The organism is Spirillospora sp. NPDC048819 (assembly GCF_040650055.1).
GTDB lineage: Bacteria > Actinomycetota > Actinomycetes > Streptosporangiales > Streptosporangiaceae > Spirillospora.
In genome coordinates this window covers 1-14,844 of record NZ_JBEZGN010000002.1, presented here as the reverse complement: position 1 = coordinate 14,844, position 14,844 = coordinate 1, and the positions used below count along the sequence as shown (strand labels likewise).

Genomic DNA, 14,844 nt, shown 5'->3' with positions numbered 1-14,844 from the left:
GCAGATCACGACGGTTCCGCAGGTGGGGCGCGTCCGGTAGACCCTTGACCATGGCGAGGCGGCTGCGGATCGGGATCGACACGGGCGGGACGTTCACCGACGTCGTCGCGCTGGACATGGACGCGACCGGGGACGGCGGGGGGCTCGTCACCACCAAGACGCCCTCGACGCCCGCCGACCCCGCGGAGGGGTTCGCCGCGGGCGTCGGGAAGGTGCTCGGGCTTCTCGGCGCGGAACCGGAGGACGTGGCGGCGCTGTCGCACGGCACGACGGTCGCGACGAACCGGCTCCTGGAGGACCGGATCGACGACCTCGGGTTCGTCACGACCGAGGGGTTCGAGTCGATCCTGGAGATCGCGCGGCAGAGCGTCCCGGACGGCTACGGCAACAGCTACTTCTGGGTGAAGCCGCCGCGGATCGTCCCCGCGCACCGGGTGCGGACGGTCGGCGGGCGGCTCGACCACACCGGCGCGGAACTGCGCCCGTTCGACGAGGAGTCGGCGGTCGCGGCGGCCCGCTGGTTCCGCGACGCGGGGATCCTCGCGATCGGGGTGTGCTTCCTGCACTCCTACGCCGACCCGTCGCACGAGCTGGCGATGCGGGACGTGCTGGCCCGCGAGCACCCGGACGCGGTGGTGTCGCTGTCGTGCGAGGTGCTGCGCGAGTACCGCGAGTACGAGCGGTCGGTGACGACGCTCGTGGACGCCGCCGTCAAACCGGCGATGAACGGCTACCTGGCGCGGATCGCCGAACGCGTCGCCGCCCGCCTGCTGGTGATGAAGAGCAACGGGGGAGTGCTGTCGGCGGAGGAGGTGGCCCGGCAGCCGATCACGACCGTGCTGTCCGGCCCGGCGGCGGGGGCGCTCGGCGCGGCGTTCGTCGTCGCCCACCGCGAGGCGGGGGGCCGCGGCTCCGTCGTGACGCTGGACGGCGGCGGCACGTCCACCGACGTCGCAGTCGTCCTCGATGGCGAGCCGACGCTCACGACGGAGGGGACGATCGGGCGCCATCCCGTCAAGATCCCGATGATCGACATCGTGACCGTCGGGGCGGGCGGCGGCTCGGTGGCGTGGCGGTCGCCCGAGGGCGCGCTGAAGGTCGGCCCGCGCAGCGCGGGCGCCGACCCCGGCCCGCTCTGCTACGGGCGCGGCGGCACCGAGGTGACGGTGACCGACGCGCACGCCGTCCTCGGCCGCATCCCGCCGCACCTCCTCGGCGGCGAGGTCCCGCTGGACGTGGACGCCGCCCGGAGGGGCGTCGAAACCCTCGCGGAACAACTGGGCCTGTCCTTCGAGCGGGCCGCCGCCGGCGTCCTGGAGATCTCGGCGTGGAACCAGGCCAACGCGATCCGGCAGATCACCGTGAAGCGGGGCCTGGACGTTCGCGACTACCCCCTCGTCGCGTTCGGCGGCTCCGGGCCGCTGCTCGCGTGCCGGCTGCTCGACGTGCTCGGCCTGCCCGCCGCCGTGATCCCCGAGAACCCCGGCAACCTGTCGGCGTTCGGGCTGCTCACGGTGGACGTGAAGAACGACTACGTCCGGACGCGCGTCGTCCGCGACGCCGAACTCGACCCCGCGCTGCTGGACGGCGTCTACGCCGACCTCGAAGACGAGGCGGCGGGCGCCCTCGAACGCGAGGGGTTCCCGGAGGACGGGCGCCGCTTCGCCCGCTCCGCCGACCTGCGGTACTACGGGCAGGCGTTCGAGGTCCGGGTCCCCGCGCCCGCCGGGTCGCCGGACGAGGCGTTCCGCGCCGAGGTCGTCCGCCGGTTCCACGACGCCCACGAGGCCCTCTACGGGTACTGCTACCGCGACGACCCGCGGCACCCGGTCGAATGGGTCAACCTGCGGGTCTCCGGCATCGGCCCGATCGCCCGCCCCCGCCTGGCGGAACGTCCGCCCGGCGACGGCGACCCGTCGCGCGCCCGCACCGGCACGCGGGCCGTCTGCTTCGACGCCTGGGAGGAGACGGCCGTCTACCGGCGCGAGAAACTCGCCCCCGGCGACACGATCGGGGGACCGGCCGTCATCGAGGAGTTCGGCTCGACGCTGCCGCTGCACCCCGGCTTCACCGCGAGACTCGACGGCTACGGCAACCTGGTGGTGACCCGATGATCGACCCGATCCTCCTGGAGATCGTCGAGGGCACCCTCGCGTCGGTGGAACGCGAGGTCGAGACGGCCATCGCGCGGACGGCCCGCTCCCCGATGATCCGGGACGCGCACGACTTCCGCGCGGGCATCCACGACCGCCGCCTCCGCAAGCTGACCGGCCGCTCCTACTCCGCCCTCGTCCAGCCGGTCGCCCGCGACTTCCCGCCGGAGGAGATGCGTCCCGGGGACGTGTTCTTCCACAACGACGTGTACCTGTCGGAAGGCGGCATCGGGCACCTTCCCGACCTGTGCGTCACCGTCCCCGTGTTCCACGACGGCGAGGTGGTCGCTTTCGTGCAGGCGTTCGGCCACCACGACGACATCGGCGGCGCCGTCCCCGGCTCGATGCCGAGCCACGCCCGCAGCGCGTTCGAGGAGGGCCTGATGGTCCCCCCGATCAAACTCTGGGATCGGGGCGTCCCGAACGAGGCGGCGCTGACCATCATGACCCGCAACTCGCGCATGCCCGACTCCCTCGCCGGCGACCTGGACGCCGAATGCTCGGCCTGCCTGATGGGCGCCCGCCGCCTGGGCGACCTGTTCGCCCGCTACGGCCGCGCGGACATCGAGGCGTGCTTCGACGCCGTCATCGACAAGACCACCGAGACGTTCCGCCGCGAACTGCTCTCCAAGATCCCGGACGGGACGTTCGTCTGGGAGGACTATGCCGAGCACGACGGCGTGGACCCGCCCCGCCTGCACGCCCAGCGCATCACGCTGACGGTCGACAAGGCGGCGGACGTCCCGCTCGTCATCGACTTCACCGGCACGTCGCCCCAGGCCAAGGGGCCCATCAACCACGCGGGCGACTACGCCGGCGGCGTCTTCCTGAAGAAGTGGCTGGCGCCCGTCCTGCGGAACCTGGCCGACACCCCCGAACGGGCCGCCGAACTGGACGTGAACGAGGGCGTCGTGCCGCTCATCGAGATGCGCTTCCCGGAGAAGGGGACGCTGCTCACCCCCGTCTTCCCGGCTCCGACCAACGCCCGCACGTTCGTCATCCTGCGCCTCCTCGGCGTCCTCGCGGGCGTCCTGGCCAAGGCCACGGGCGGACGCATGCCCGCCGACCAGGAGACGATCCGCTATACCGGCGTCTACGGCGAGGACGACCGGGGCCCCTACCTGATGCGCGAGGTCCTCGGCGGCGGCTCCGGGGGCCGCTACTACGCCGACGGCGAGGACACCATCCACGTCGTCCCCGACTCCCGCAACATCCCCGCCGAGTTCGCCGAGGCCCGCTGGCCGTTCGTCGTCGAACGCCTCGGCCTGGCCGTCGACTCCGGCGGGCCGGGGGAGTACCGGGGCGGCCTCGGCTACGACAAGCACCTGCGGATGCTCCGCGACGCCCACTACATGTCGATCGCCGACCGCTCGATCCTGTCCTGCTGGGGCGTCAACGGCGGCCGGGCGGGACGGCCGTTCCGCGTCGACATCGACGGCGAGGAGATGGAGGGCCTGGTGGACGACCATCCCGTCAAGGCCGGCCAGATCATCCGCATCCGGACCACGGGCGGCGGAGGCTGGGGCGACCCGCTGAACCGGGACCCGTCCCGCGTGGCGGACGACGTCCGCGACGGCAAGGTCTCGCCCGAGGGCGCCCGCGCCGACTACGGCGTCGTACTTGCAGACGGCCACGTCGACGAAGAAGCGACCGCGACCCTGCGCACGCGCCTACGTGCCGAACGCACCCCCACCCCGTTCTTCGACCGGGGCCCCGGCTACCGGGAACTCTCGGGAGGACTCCCGTCCGCCGACCTCGACACCCTCTGAGCAGGTCGCTCGCAGGCGGTCAGGTGGAGCGCCGGTACAGGACGACGGCCAGCGGAGCGAAGACGGCCAGGATTCCGGCCGCCCAGATGAGCGACAGCGCGACCCAGTACCCGGTGGTGTGGCTGAGGCTGGCCACAGAGGGGTCGCCCAGGGCGAGTGAACGCACCGCGTTCACCATGACGCTGACGGGCTGGTGTTCGGCGATCGGCTGCATCCAGCCGGGCAGCGTCCCGACGGGCACGTAGGCGCTCGACACGAAGATGACCGGATAGACGACCATCGACGTGCCCTGCGCGGCCTGCGCGTTGGCGGACACCAGTCCCATGCACATGAACATCCAGAGGAACGCGAAGCCGCACACCATGCACAGCGCGAACGCGGCCAGCGCCTCGGCGATGCCGCCGTGCAGCCGGAAACCGACGGCGAACCCCATGGCCACGGTGACGGCGGTTCCCCACGCCACGATCACGAGTTCGCCCAGCGCCCGCCCGGCGAGCAGCGCGCTCCGGGGCACGGGCAGGGACCGCAGCCGGTCGAAGACCCCCTGGTCTCCGTCCTCCGCGACGCCGACCGCCGTCCCGGTCCCCGTGATGAGCACGCTGGTCAGCACCATGCCGGGGATGAGGAAGTCGACGTACGGGACCGTCCCGAGGTCGATGGCCCCGCCGAAGATGTAGCGGAACAGCACGATGAAGATCGCGCCCGCCGCCATGCCGGCCACCAGCAACTGGGGCGAGCGCGTGTACTTGCGCAGAGTGCGCGCGGCCACCTGCCCGATGGTGGCGGCCGCGCTCGCGCCGGGCGCGGCGGGACGGGCCTCGACGCTCACGGCGACGACACGGTCGGTGGTCATGGTGTTCCTCCTCGGGTTCGTCCGCTCATGCGACTTCGGCGTGGCCGGACTCGGCCGGCGCCCCGGTCAAGGCGAGGAACACCTCGTCGAGCGTCGGACGGCGCAGGCCGATGTCGTCGACTTCGAGGCCGAGACCGCCGAGTGCCCGGACGGCGGCCGTGATCGCCGGCGGCCCCCCGGCGACCGGCACCGTCACCCGGTTCCCGCCGGCGTCGGTACGCGGTTCCTCGGCGCCGACGGGCGCCAGCGCCCGCGCGATCGCCGGCAGATCCGCGGCGCGGCGCGCGCGGACCTCGATCATGTCGCGTCCGGTGAGGGCCTTCAGCTCGTCCGGCCGCCCGTGCGCGATGACCTTCCCGTGGTCGATGATCGCCACCTGGTGGGCGAGCCGGTCGGCCTCGTCGAGGTACTGCGTCGTGAGCAGCACGTCGGTGCCCTCGGCCACCAGGTCGCGGATGGTCTCCCACAGGTGGTTGCGGCTGCGCGGGTCGAGGCCCGTGGTCGGCTCGTCGAGCAGAAGCAGCCGCGGCGCGCCGACCAGGGTCGCCCCCAGGTCGAGCCTTCGCCGCAGGCCGCCGGAGTACGTCTTGGCCGGACGGTCCGCCACGTCCTCCAGGCCGAGCCGCGCCAGGACGTCCCGCGCGCTCACGGCCGCCTCCCGGCGCGACCGGCCGAACAGGCGCGCCACCATGCGCAGGTTCTCGCGCCCGGTCATGGTCGGTTCGACCGCCGCGTACTGCCCGGCCAGACCGATGATCCGCCGTACGCGCTCCGGGTGGCGGGCGACGTCGACGCCCGCCACCCGCAGCCGTCCCGTGTCCGGGCGGATCAGCGTCGCGACCGCGCGGACGAAGGTCGTCTTCCCCGCGCCGTTGGGCCCAAGAACGGCGGTGACCTGCCCGCGCTGCGCCGTCAGGTCGAGCCCGGCCAGCGCCTGGACCTTCCCGAACCGCTTGGTGAGGCCGTCGGCCTCGATGATCGGCTCCGTCATCGGTGGTTCTCCTCGCCCGGCCCGGTGTTACCTCGGCCGCATCCGGTTCGTCACCGTTATGACGGGCGGCGGGGGAGGAAGGTAACGATGGTGGAGGACGAGTGGCTGACGGAGCGCTTCGAAGAGGACCGGCCCCGGTTGCGGGCGGTGGCCTTCCGGATGCTGGGCTCGGTCAGCGAGGCCGACGACGCCGTCCAGGAGGCGTGGCTCCGGCTCCACCGCACGGACGTCACCGGCGTGCACAACCTCGGCGGGTGGCTGACGACGGTCGTCGGCCGCGTCTGCCTCGACATGCTGCGTTCCCGCACCGCGCGGCGGGAGGAGCCCCTTGACGCCCGGCTCCCCGAGACGGCCGGCGCCTCGGCGGACGGCCCCGAACACGAAGCGCTGCTCGCCGACTCGGTCGGCGTCGCGCTGCTCGTCGTGCTGGAGACGCTGACGCCCGCCGAACGGTTCGCGCTGGTCCTGCACGACATGTTCGCCGTGCCCTACCGGGAGATCGCCCCCATCCTCGACCGGACCCCGTCCGCGACCAAGATGCTCGCCAGCCGCGCCCGCCGCCGGATCCAGTCCGCCGACGGCATCCCGGACACCGATCCCGTCCGCAAGGAGCACATCGTCCGCGCCTTCCTCGCCGCCTCCCGCGACGGCGACTTCGACGAACTGCTCGCACTGCTGCACCCCGACGCCGTCCTGCGCGCCGACCGGACGGCCATGCAGATGGGCGCGAAGGCCGAGCTCAGCGGTGCGACCGGCATCGCCAGGCGGTTGTCCGGCCACGCCCAGGCCGCCCGTCCGGCCCTGGTCGACGGAGCCGCCGGCGCCGCCTGGACCACCGGCGGAACGATCCGCGTGGTGTTCGCCTTCACCATCGCCGGCGGCGAGATCACCGCGATCGACATCATCGCCGACCCCGAGCACGTCGCCCGCCTCGACGTCGACTTCCTCCCCCACCACCCGCCGGCCGGCGACGACCCGCGCAACGCCCGGTGACGCCGTACCGGCGTCCCGCCTGACTTGGCCGGATATTGGCCGTCGCGGATCCGATGGGTCCGGGGCGAATGGGTATGGCGGCCGCTGACGGCCGAGTCGTCCAGTGCGGAGAGGGGCTCTGATCATGACTGCACCACCTCGGGCCGTGCCGGCCCAGGAGTGGGCCGACGCGTTCACCGCGGCCAGCAACGACGACCCTGAGATTCAGGCCCACGGGAAGTACTTCACCTGCACCTACCTCCTCGACGCCACCGACCGCGGCTACGCGGTCAAGGTGGAGTCCGGGCGGGTCACGCAGGTCACGGTGGATCCGGGGCCGCTCGATGTGCCCTACCAGTTCGCGATCAGGGCGAGCGCCGAGACATGGCGCGGTTTCGGGGAGCGGGTGCCGGCGCCGATGTACCACGGGATCTGGGCGGCCACCTTCCAGCGCGACATGCGGCTGGAAGGCGACGTCCTGGTCCTCATGCAGAACCTGCGCTGCCTCACCCGGCAGATCGAACTGCTTCGCGTCGTCGGCCCGCCCGTCTGAGAGAGGAGATCACCGTGAGCAGGATTTCCCCGGTCACCGGCCATTACGTGACCGTCGAGGCCGACGGCCTGGAGTACAAGGTCTTCTACCTGGAGAACGGCACCGGGCAGCCCCTCGTCTGCCAGCACACGGCCGGATGCCACAACCACCAATGGCGCGGCCTCCTGGAAGACGATGAGATCACCTCGAACTACCGGGTGATCGCCTACGACCTGCCCCGCCACGGCAAGTCCGACCCGCCCGAGAACACCGAGTGGTGGAAGGAGGAGTACAAGCTCACCGCGGACCACTTCGTCAACTTCATCGTCGCGCTGTGCGACGCGCTCGAACTCGAAGATCCGATCTTCATGGGCTCCTCGTTCGGGGGGAACGTCGCGCTCCAGCTCGCGCTGCGGCGGCCCGACCGGTTCGCGGGCGTCCTGTCGGTCGAGGGCGCCGACTATTCGCCCGGGTTCTACCTCGACTGGTGGCAGCACCCGCACGCCAACGCCGCCCAGGTCTGCGCGAGCGGCGTGTGGGACCTGATGGCGCCCCAGTCGCCCGACGCCGACCGCTGGAAGACCTGGTTCTACTACTCCCAGGGCTCCGAGGCGTTCAAGGGCGATCTGCACTTCTACTCCGTCGACCACGACCTGCGGGAGGATCTCGGCAAGATCGACGGCGAGCGGTGTCCCGTCGTGATGCTCACCGGCGAGTACGACTACCTGACCACCCCGGAGGACAGCGCCCGTACCGCCGGTGCGATCGAGAAGGGCACCTTCATCAAGATGGAGAAGATCGGGCACTTCCCGATGAGCGAGAACCATGCCGCGTTCCGCCCTTACCTCATCGAGGCGCTCAGGACCCTCCAGAGCAGGAAGACGGCGGCCACCTGAGCCCGCCCGCGCGGGGCGGGGGAGCGCCGGGGCGGCCGGTCAAGCCCGCCTGCCGGCGACCACATGCCGGCCTTGGAGGCCATTGACGCGCAGGGCGATCATGGCGATGTCGTCGGTGCCGGCCGGCGGGCGGTGCTCCAGGAGGCCGTCGCAGAAGTGCTCCAGGGGCCTGGGCGCGAGGGCGGACGCCCGGCGGCGGAGGCGGTCCAGGCTCGCGTCCAGGTGTTCGTCGGGGCGTTCGACGAGGCCGTCGGTATAGAGCAGCAGGGTGGCGCCGGGCGGCAGCGGTTCGGTCGCGCTGCGGTACGGCTGGTCGACCGGGACGCCCAGCAGGGGGTTGGCGGCGCCCTTCAGGAAACGGCCGCGGCCGCCGGGCGTGACCAGGAGCGGCGGGAGATGTCCGGCCGCGGCGTGGCTGAACCGCCACCGGCCGGGTTCGGGCTGTTCGATCCTGGACAGGATGCAGGTCGCCGTGGTGTCGGGGGCGACCGTTTCCATGGCGGTGTTGAGCCGGTGCAGGATCTCGCCGGGAGGGGCGACGCGGTCGGCGGTCAGGGCCCGCAGCATGTTGCGCAGCTGGCTCATCCCGACGGCGGCGGCCAGGTCGTGGCCCGCCACGTCGCCGATGGCCAGCACCGTCGCGCCGTCGGGCAGGACGAACGAGTCGTACCAGTCGCCGCCCACCTCGGCCGCCGCGGGGCTGGCCCGGTACCGGGCGGCGATGTCCAGGCCGGGGAGTTCGGGCGGGTCGGCGAGCTGGCCGTGCTGCAGGGCCAGGGCCACCTGCTGGGTGCGATGGAACCGGACGGCGCCGCTCAGCGCGTCGTGGGTGTACTCGAAGACCTGGCTCATGAGGGCGATGTCGTCGGGCCCGAGGGGCGCGCGGTCGTCGCGCCGGGCGGCGGTGACCGCCGCCGCCGCGGTGCCGTCCACGATGACCGGCATCAGCACGACGCTGGTGGCCTCGGTTTCGGCCAGCCAGGCGGAGGTGCTCCTGGGCAGCAGATCGGCCGGCGGCCGGCCCGGCGGGAACGTGCGGTACAGCGGCCGGCGCTGCCGCAGCGCGCGGGCGAACCCGCTGTCGGGGGCGAACCGCTCCTCACCGGCCGGGGGTTGGCGGGGCAGGCCGTCCCGCGCGGCGGTGGCGATGCGCCGGGCGATGATCGGGGCGCCCGGGGGATGGTCGATGAGATCGGGGAGCAGGTGCAGGCCGCAGCCGTCGGCGAGCGCGGGAACGAGCACGTCGGCGAGCGCGGCGAACATCTCGGCCAGTCCGGCCTGCTCCGTGGCCGCCCCCGCGGCCCGGTCGAGCAGTTCCTGGCGCTGCTGCCGCCGCCACTGCTCCTCGACGTCGCTGGAAGTGCCGATCCATTCGACCACCGTGCCGTTCTCGTACACCGGCGCGGAATGGATCTCGAAGTGCCGGTACTCGCCGTCCCGCGTCCGCACCCGGTACGTGTAGTGCCAGGGACGGGCCTGCCGGCGCGTCTGGTGCCACGACCGGAGCGCCGGCAGGCGGTCGTCGGGATGGAGTGCGTCCGACCAGCCGTCGCCGCTGAACTCCTCCCGGCTCTGCCCGGTCACGCGCTCCCAGCCACCGCTCGACTCGATCACCCCGCCCGCCGGATCCGCCGCCCACACGATCTGAGCGCTCATCCACACCAGGCTCTCGAACCGGCGGCGCCAGCGCCGCTGCTCCTCGGTCGTCCGGTCCGCCCGCCGCGTCGCGACGACCTGCTCGGTGACGTCCACCGCGATCACCAGCACCCCGGGCCGGTCGTGGTCGAACCGGGACAGGCTGAAGGAGAAGGACCGCTCCTCGCCGGGCGCGCCCGCGGGGGCCAGCTTCACCGGCGCCTCGACCAGGTTGACCGGCTCCCCGGTGGCCAGCACGTGGTCGAACAGGCCGCCGTAGTCCCGCTGCGCCTGACCGCCGAACGCGTCTCCGATCGGCTGGCCGAGCGGACGGTCTCCGACATAGGCCCGGTAGGCGAGGTTGGTGTACACCAGCCGGTGCTCCGGCCCGATGGTCAGTGCGACCGCGACCGGCGCCGGATCGAACGCCTCCAGCGCAAGCCATCCCATCGCACGCTCGCCGGTGTCGTGCATCGAGCGTCCCCCCCCGTCGGTCCGCCGCACCGTAATTTGTAGCCCTACCCACAACACTCGGCCGTAGCTCGGCCGCCGACCGGATTGCAGTGACCTTTTGCTTCCCTTCGCACACTGTGAGTGGCCGTGCGGGGTCGTTCAGCGCTCGGGTTCGCGTCCGGCGGCCAGTTCCTCGAAGACATGGTCGGGGTCGCGCTGCTTCCAGTACCGGAACATGAGCGAGACGCCGTTCCCGTCTGCGCCGAACGAGCTGATCGGCCGTGACGCGTCGACGAGGAAGCGGGGCTCGTCCCACTGCTGCGCCACGACCGCGAGGGGACGGTCGGCGACGAGAATCCACGTGGCCCGGCCGCTCGCGATCGAGGCGAGGAAGTGCCGGTCCAAGAGATAAGAGACGACGTCGGCCAGCGACGTCTCGGGCGGGAGATCGATCGTCTCGGCATGGGGGAGGGCATCGTCGCCCATGGCGACGCTGCCGCGATCCACATTGATCATCATGGTCCGGGGGCCGTTCGTGTCCGCCAGGCCGCGGCCTCGTCCGCGCGGCCGGTCCGGGTGAGCAGGTCGGCGAGCAGTTCCACGGCGCCCGCGTGCCCCTTCTCGGCTGCGGCGGTGAGCCATGACTCGGCCTCCGGAAGGTCGTCCGCCTCCAGCTTCAGGCGTCCCAGGTTGGCCATCCCATCGACGCTGCCGCCGGTGGCGGCCTCACGGAACCACCGCTCGGCGTCCGTGTTGCTCCCCTGGAGGACGTACTGGATGGCCAGGTTGTTCATCGCGATATCGAAGCCGGCCTCGGCGGAGCGCCGATACCAGTCCATCGCCTCGTCGCGGTGTCCGGCGCGGCTGAGGAGGGAACCGAGGTTGTTCATCGCCGGTGCGTGGCCCGCCTCGGCGGCGCGGCGATACCAGCGCTCGGCCTCCTGAGGCAGGGACCGTCCCAGTTCGTACATCGCCCACGGGTCCCCGTCCTGGGCGGCGCGGCCGAGCCATGTCACGGCGTCGTTCTCCTGGCCCACCTCCCAGGCGAGCCACACCATGCACTTGATCGAGGCGAGGTCGCCGCTCTCGGCCGCCGGACGGAAATGGTCCTGCGCCGCCTCGACCAGCCCGAACCGGGCCAGCCGCGCACACCAGGCGGGTGCGGCGTTCGTGTCGTCCTCGGCCGCCGCCTGCTTCAGCGCGATCACTGCCGCCGGCCCGATCCCCTGAGAGAGCCTGTCATCAACGCTCATCCCGCCAACCTACTGAAGTGACTTCATTTCACGGGACGATTCGGGCCCATACCCATTTGCCGCCATTGGGATCGCGAGTCACATCGCAGGCGGCCGAGAGCGCCCGGACGATGTGCAGGCCCCGGCCGCCGTTGTCGTCGAACGCGTCCTCGGAGAGGTCGAGGGTTTCGAGGGTGAGGTCGGCCTTGGGCTTGACCCGCGGCAGCTCGGGGCTGCCATCCCAGACGGCGATGATGATCCCGTGAGCGTCCCGGCTGAGCTGGAGCCGCAGCTCCTTGTGCGGTGTGTGCTCGGCCGCGTTGGTGACGAGCTCCGAGACGACGAGAAGCGCATTGTCCAGAATATGAAAGTAGTTCCATTTGCGAATTCGCGCGTCGACAAGGGTGCGCGCGAGTCCCACTGAGGCCGGTGTGCCCATAAGGGGGATGATCAAGTCCCCGGTCGCCGTCGTCACCATCGTCCCGTCCTTGCCTCGGTTTCCGATTTCCCGCGACAAGGATCACGAGAGATGTTTACCCTTCTGGTGTACTCGCCCAATCTGAAACCAAGGAGACGCGGTGCCCCCCGTTCGCGAACCCCTGGACCCTCGGGTCTCCATGTGGCACTTCCTGGCCTTCTTCATGCGTTTCATGCGGGAGAAGGCCGGCCTGTCGCTCACTCAGTGCGGTGAGATCATCGGGACTGCCCGGTCCACTGTTTCCAACCTGGAGGCGGGCAGGCGCCGTCCTCAGGACGATCACATGCGACTGCTCGACAAGCACTACGGGACAGGTCTGCTTTTTCAGCTCATTCTCTGGTTTGCCCGAATGGCGCACGACCCGGACTGGGCCCGCCAGTGCATGGAGTACGAGAAGCGCTCCACGGCGATCAAGACCTACCACGGGAAGGCGATCCCGCGACCGTTCCAGACCGAGGGCTACATCCGCGCGCTCCTTGAAACGGAGACGACCACGGACATCGAGGCCGGGATCGCCATGCGTGTGGAGCGGCAGCGCTTGATCCTGGAGCGCCCAGACGCACCTACGCTGTGGATGCTCGTGGATGAAAGCGTTCTGGCATCTCCCATCGGTGGTCCCGAGGTCATGAAGCACCAGCTGGAGCACCTGCTCGACGTGGCGGGCCACCAGAACGTCATTATGCGGATCGTGCCGACTGCGGCTGGCGCTCACCAAGGATTCGATGGGCCGTTCCAAGTTATCTGTCTGGAAGAGCGGGACGTCGCCTACGCCGGCGCCCAACACGGCGGACGCTTGATCGAGAGCCCCCTAGAGGTGAGGGACTTTTCGACTAGATTCGAACGTATCGGCGCGAAGGCCCTCCCCGAAGATGCCTCGCGCGCCCTCGTCGAGCATTACTTGGAGCAGTACTCATGATCGTTCATTGGCGGAAGAGCAGCCACAGCGGCGGCACCAATGACCACCAGTGCGTTGAGCTGGGACGACTCGCGCCGGGTATCGGGGTGCGCGACTCGAAGGACCCGGGTGGTGGGCATCTCAGCCTGACCGTTGCTCAGTTCGCCGCACTGGTGGAGGGGATCAAACGGCGCTAGGGCGCGTGGCCTCCGGCGTCGCGAAGGCCGATCTCGGCGTCGTCCGGGCATGGTGGACGACGTCCGGACCGGCGGCCTCCGTGTGGTCAGGGGCGGCTGATCATGCGGATGACGAACTGGCCCACGGCGAGGTAGAGCAGCGCCGCCAGCCCGTAGTTCAGGACGACGCCGAGCTTCGCGTCGTCCGGGGTGAAGACGTCGCCGAGGCCGAGCACCAGGACCTTCGCGAGGTCGTAGACGCCGTTGACGAAGCCGTTGCCCTGGTTGGCCTCGAAGACGACGAACACGATGTGCAACGCGAAGACCGCCGCGACGAAGCCGGTGACCAGGCGAACCACCGCGGCGACGGCACCGGCGCCGTCACGGCGCTGCGGCGCCGGCGGGCGGTAGTCGCCTCGGCGGGGCTGCTGATAGGGATCGCTTCCCTGGTAGGGGGAGGATTGTGCGGCCCTGGGCCGTATGGGGGAGGGTTTTGTGGGCCCTGGCCATATGGGGGAGGCCCCTGGGGGCCATGACCGTATGGAGGAGGATGTGACATGGTTCCGCATTGTAGGGGCGCGAGCACTTATCGCCACCCTGCGCGTGGTTCATTCTTGCGATGGTCCCGCCGCGTTCCCGAGAGGGCCGATTCCACGGCCGACTCGACGCCGCCTTCGGTGACGAAGGTGAGACGCCGCCTTCGGTGACGAAGGTGAAAGGGGTCCCCGGGTGTGGCCGGCCGTCGCGATCGCGTGCGCCACGACGATCGTCTGCACGCCGAGTGGCGTCCCGTCCTCCGTGCCGTCCGGCGATCTGCCGGATGGCGTGCCGCACCAGGTTCTGACCATCCGGCGCGTCCAGGAAGCGAGCCCGAAGCACTGGACGTTGGTCGCCATCACCGGACTGGCGGGATTTGTGCGACCGGTCGGCGAGCCGATCCTGGAACGCGGGTGTCGCCGGGTCGAAGGTGTCGCGGGCCTCCAGACGAAACTTCCTCGGCTGAGAAAGACAGCGACTGCGCGACGTGGCCCGGCTCGTGGTGCCTTAGCGGTGACCTGGGCTGACAGGTGCCTGATAGCGGACCGATAGTCCGATCCAGGTACTCAGGACGCAAATGGCCCACGGGACATCGGCAGACGGGCCCGCCAGCTGGAGGATCATGTGAAACGCGTACGCACGCTCGTCAACGCCGTGGCGGTCGCGGCTATGACCGCAGGCCTCACGGCCTCGGGCGTTGGCACCGCGCATGCTGACGAAGGCCCGATCTCGGGGTACGGCTATGCCGGTGGGAATTACTGGTGTGAACCAGACTCGGCCATCAAGACGATGCCCGGTACACCGACGTCATCAGGGTGGGTTTATATCTGGGTCCAGGGTTCTGACTTCAACGGGCAGGGTCAGACGATGCAGTTCAAGGTCATCGATCCGAGCACCGGCAAGGCCGACGGCTATTCGGGCTGGTTCTCGGTTCCGAACAGCGGTTTCAGGCAGGTCGCGCTGCTTCACGGAACCTGGGATTTCAAGATCTGCGCCACGTTCGGCGGCGGGCCCCAGAACACGCCGTTCCGGTGGTGGGGCAGAATTTACTATGACACCTAGTACTCCAGCGGTAAGTCGTGATCTTGCTGGTGGGGGTGCTGGAGCATGCAGACGGCCACCGCGTGATCATGGGTGTTTGTGAGGACAACCGAAGATCGCGTGGTGGCCGCTGGGCCCAGCGTAGACCCTGGCCGGTGGCAGACGATGTTGGAGGATCTGGTGGGCCGGGTGGCCTGGAGGTTCAAGCGGGTGGAGACCCGACGGCGGTTC

Annotated in this window: 15 protein-coding genes; 8 read left to right on the top strand and 7 right to left on the bottom strand. The window is 70.7% G+C overall.

Annotated features, from left to right (window positions below; all coding sequences use genetic code 11):
* The first annotated feature begins 50 nt into the window (after positions 1-50).
* Entirely contained in the window at positions 51-2,114 is a 2,064-nt protein-coding gene (locus AB0C35_RS03145; protein ID WP_358449909.1) for a hydantoinase/oxoprolinase family protein, read from the top strand.
* Positions 2,111-3,922 carry a hydantoinase B/oxoprolinase family protein gene (locus AB0C35_RS03140; RefSeq protein ID WP_358449907.1) on the top strand — a complete coding sequence of 604 codons (1,812 nt, stop codon included), beginning with the start codon at positions 2,111-2,113 and terminating at the stop codon, positions 3,920-3,922. The genes AB0C35_RS03145 and AB0C35_RS03140 overlap by 4 nt, the downstream gene beginning before the upstream one ends.
* Before the next feature lie 19 nt (positions 3,923-3,941).
* Here AB0C35_RS03140 and AB0C35_RS03135 read toward each other — a convergent pair whose 3' ends face one another.
* Complete coding sequence (locus AB0C35_RS03135; protein ID WP_358449905.1) at positions 3,942-4,775, bottom strand: ABC transporter permease; 834 nt, start codon at positions 4,773-4,775, stop codon at positions 3,942-3,944.
* 25 nt (positions 4,776-4,800) lie between these two features.
* Complete coding sequence (locus AB0C35_RS03130; RefSeq protein ID WP_358449903.1) at positions 4,801-5,766, bottom strand: ATP-binding cassette domain-containing protein; 966 nt, start codon at positions 5,764-5,766, stop codon at positions 4,801-4,803.
* Between the two features lie 87 nt (positions 5,767-5,853).
* Here AB0C35_RS03130 and AB0C35_RS03125 point away from each other — a divergent pair, with 87 nt between their 5' ends.
* The 3 genes from AB0C35_RS03125 (at position 5,854) to AB0C35_RS03115 (ending at position 8,166) form a co-directional block, all read left to right on the top strand.
* On the top strand, positions 5,854-6,759 hold the full coding sequence (locus AB0C35_RS03125) for a sigma-70 family RNA polymerase sigma factor (protein WP_358449901.1): 906 nt from the start codon (positions 5,854-5,856) through the stop codon (positions 6,757-6,759).
* 124 nt (positions 6,760-6,883) lie between these two features.
* Positions 6,884-7,291: a hypothetical protein gene (locus tag AB0C35_RS03120; protein ID WP_358449899.1), complete on the top strand. Its 408-nt coding sequence runs from the start codon at positions 6,884-6,886 to the stop codon at positions 7,289-7,291.
* Positions 7,292-7,305: 14 nt separating this feature from the next.
* On the top strand, positions 7,306-8,166 hold the full coding sequence (locus tag AB0C35_RS03115; protein WP_358449897.1) for an alpha/beta hydrolase: 861 nt from the start codon (positions 7,306-7,308) through the stop codon (positions 8,164-8,166).
* 39 nt (positions 8,167-8,205) lie between these two features.
* On the opposite strand, the gene AB0C35_RS03110 is transcribed toward AB0C35_RS03115, so the two are convergent.
* The 4 genes from AB0C35_RS03110 to AB0C35_RS03095 all read right to left on the bottom strand — a co-directional run bounded on the left by AB0C35_RS03110 (position 8,206) and on the right by AB0C35_RS03095 (position 11,964).
* On the bottom strand, positions 8,206-10,275 hold the full coding sequence (locus AB0C35_RS03110) for a SpoIIE family protein phosphatase (protein ID WP_358449895.1): 2,070 nt from the start codon (positions 10,273-10,275) through the stop codon (positions 8,206-8,208).
* A 138-nt stretch (positions 10,276-10,413) separates the two neighbouring features.
* Positions 10,414-10,761 carry a hypothetical protein gene (locus AB0C35_RS03105; RefSeq protein WP_358449893.1) on the bottom strand — a complete coding sequence of 116 codons (348 nt, stop codon included), beginning with the start codon at positions 10,759-10,761 and terminating at the stop codon, positions 10,414-10,416.
* 8 nt (positions 10,762-10,769) lie between these two features.
* Positions 10,770-11,507, bottom strand: a complete 738-nt coding sequence (locus AB0C35_RS03100; protein WP_358449891.1) for a tetratricopeptide repeat protein — start codon at positions 11,505-11,507, stop codon at positions 10,770-10,772.
* A 28-nt stretch (positions 11,508-11,535) separates the two neighbouring features.
* Complete coding sequence (locus tag AB0C35_RS03095; protein WP_358449889.1) at positions 11,536-11,964, bottom strand: ATP-binding protein; 429 nt, start codon at positions 11,962-11,964, stop codon at positions 11,536-11,538.
* A gap of 139 nt (positions 11,965-12,103) precedes the next feature.
* Between AB0C35_RS03095 and AB0C35_RS03090 the strand changes: the two genes are divergently transcribed.
* Entirely contained in the window at positions 12,104-12,880 is a 777-nt protein-coding gene (locus AB0C35_RS03090; protein ID WP_358449887.1) for a helix-turn-helix transcriptional regulator, read from the top strand.
* On the top strand, positions 12,877-13,056 hold the full coding sequence (locus tag AB0C35_RS03085) for a DUF397 domain-containing protein (protein ID WP_358449885.1): 180 nt from the start codon (positions 12,877-12,879) through the stop codon (positions 13,054-13,056). Before AB0C35_RS03090 ends, AB0C35_RS03085 begins: the two co-directional genes overlap by 4 nt.
* Positions 13,057-13,142: 86 nt before the next feature.
* Here AB0C35_RS03085 and AB0C35_RS03080 read toward each other — a convergent pair whose 3' ends face one another.
* Entirely contained in the window at positions 13,143-13,394 is a 252-nt protein-coding gene (locus AB0C35_RS03080; RefSeq protein WP_358449883.1) for a hypothetical protein, read from the bottom strand.
* 802 nt (positions 13,395-14,196) lie between these two features.
* Between AB0C35_RS03080 and AB0C35_RS03075 the strand changes: the two genes are divergently transcribed.
* Positions 14,197-14,634 carry a hypothetical protein gene (locus AB0C35_RS03075; protein WP_358449881.1) on the top strand — a complete coding sequence of 146 codons (438 nt, stop codon included), beginning with the start codon at positions 14,197-14,199 and terminating at the stop codon, positions 14,632-14,634.
* Positions 14,635-14,844 lie beyond the last annotated feature (210 nt).

Coding starts and splice junctions, on each gene's coding strand:
- AB0C35_RS03085 (WP_358449885.1), top strand. CDS start 12,877: ATGATCGTTCATTGGCGGAAGAGCAGCCACAGCGGCGGCACCAATGAC.
- AB0C35_RS03145 (WP_358449909.1), top strand. CDS start 51: ATGGCGAGGCGGCTGCGGATCGGGATCGACACGGGCGGGACGTTCACC.
- AB0C35_RS03135 (WP_358449905.1), bottom strand. CDS start 4,775: ATGACCACCGACCGTGTCGTCGCCGTGAGCGTCGAGGCCCGTCCCGCC.
- AB0C35_RS03130 (WP_358449903.1), bottom strand. CDS start 5,766: ATGACGGAGCCGATCATCGAGGCCGACGGCCTCACCAAGCGGTTCGGG.
- AB0C35_RS03100 (WP_358449891.1), bottom strand. CDS start 11,507: ATGAGCGTTGATGACAGGCTCTCTCAGGGGATCGGGCCGGCGGCAGTG.
- AB0C35_RS03095 (WP_358449889.1), bottom strand. CDS start 11,964: ATGGTGACGACGGCGACCGGGGACTTGATCATCCCCCTTATGGGCACA.
- AB0C35_RS03090 (WP_358449887.1), top strand. CDS start 12,104: ATGTGGCACTTCCTGGCCTTCTTCATGCGTTTCATGCGGGAGAAGGCC.
- AB0C35_RS03110 (WP_358449895.1), bottom strand. CDS start 10,275: ATGCACGACACCGGCGAGCGTGCGATGGGATGGCTTGCGCTGGAGGCG.
- AB0C35_RS03140 (WP_358449907.1), top strand. CDS start 2,111: ATGATCGACCCGATCCTCCTGGAGATCGTCGAGGGCACCCTCGCGTCG.
- AB0C35_RS03125 (WP_358449901.1), top strand. CDS start 5,854: ATGGTGGAGGACGAGTGGCTGACGGAGCGCTTCGAAGAGGACCGGCCC.
- AB0C35_RS03120 (WP_358449899.1), top strand. CDS start 6,884: ATGACTGCACCACCTCGGGCCGTGCCGGCCCAGGAGTGGGCCGACGCG.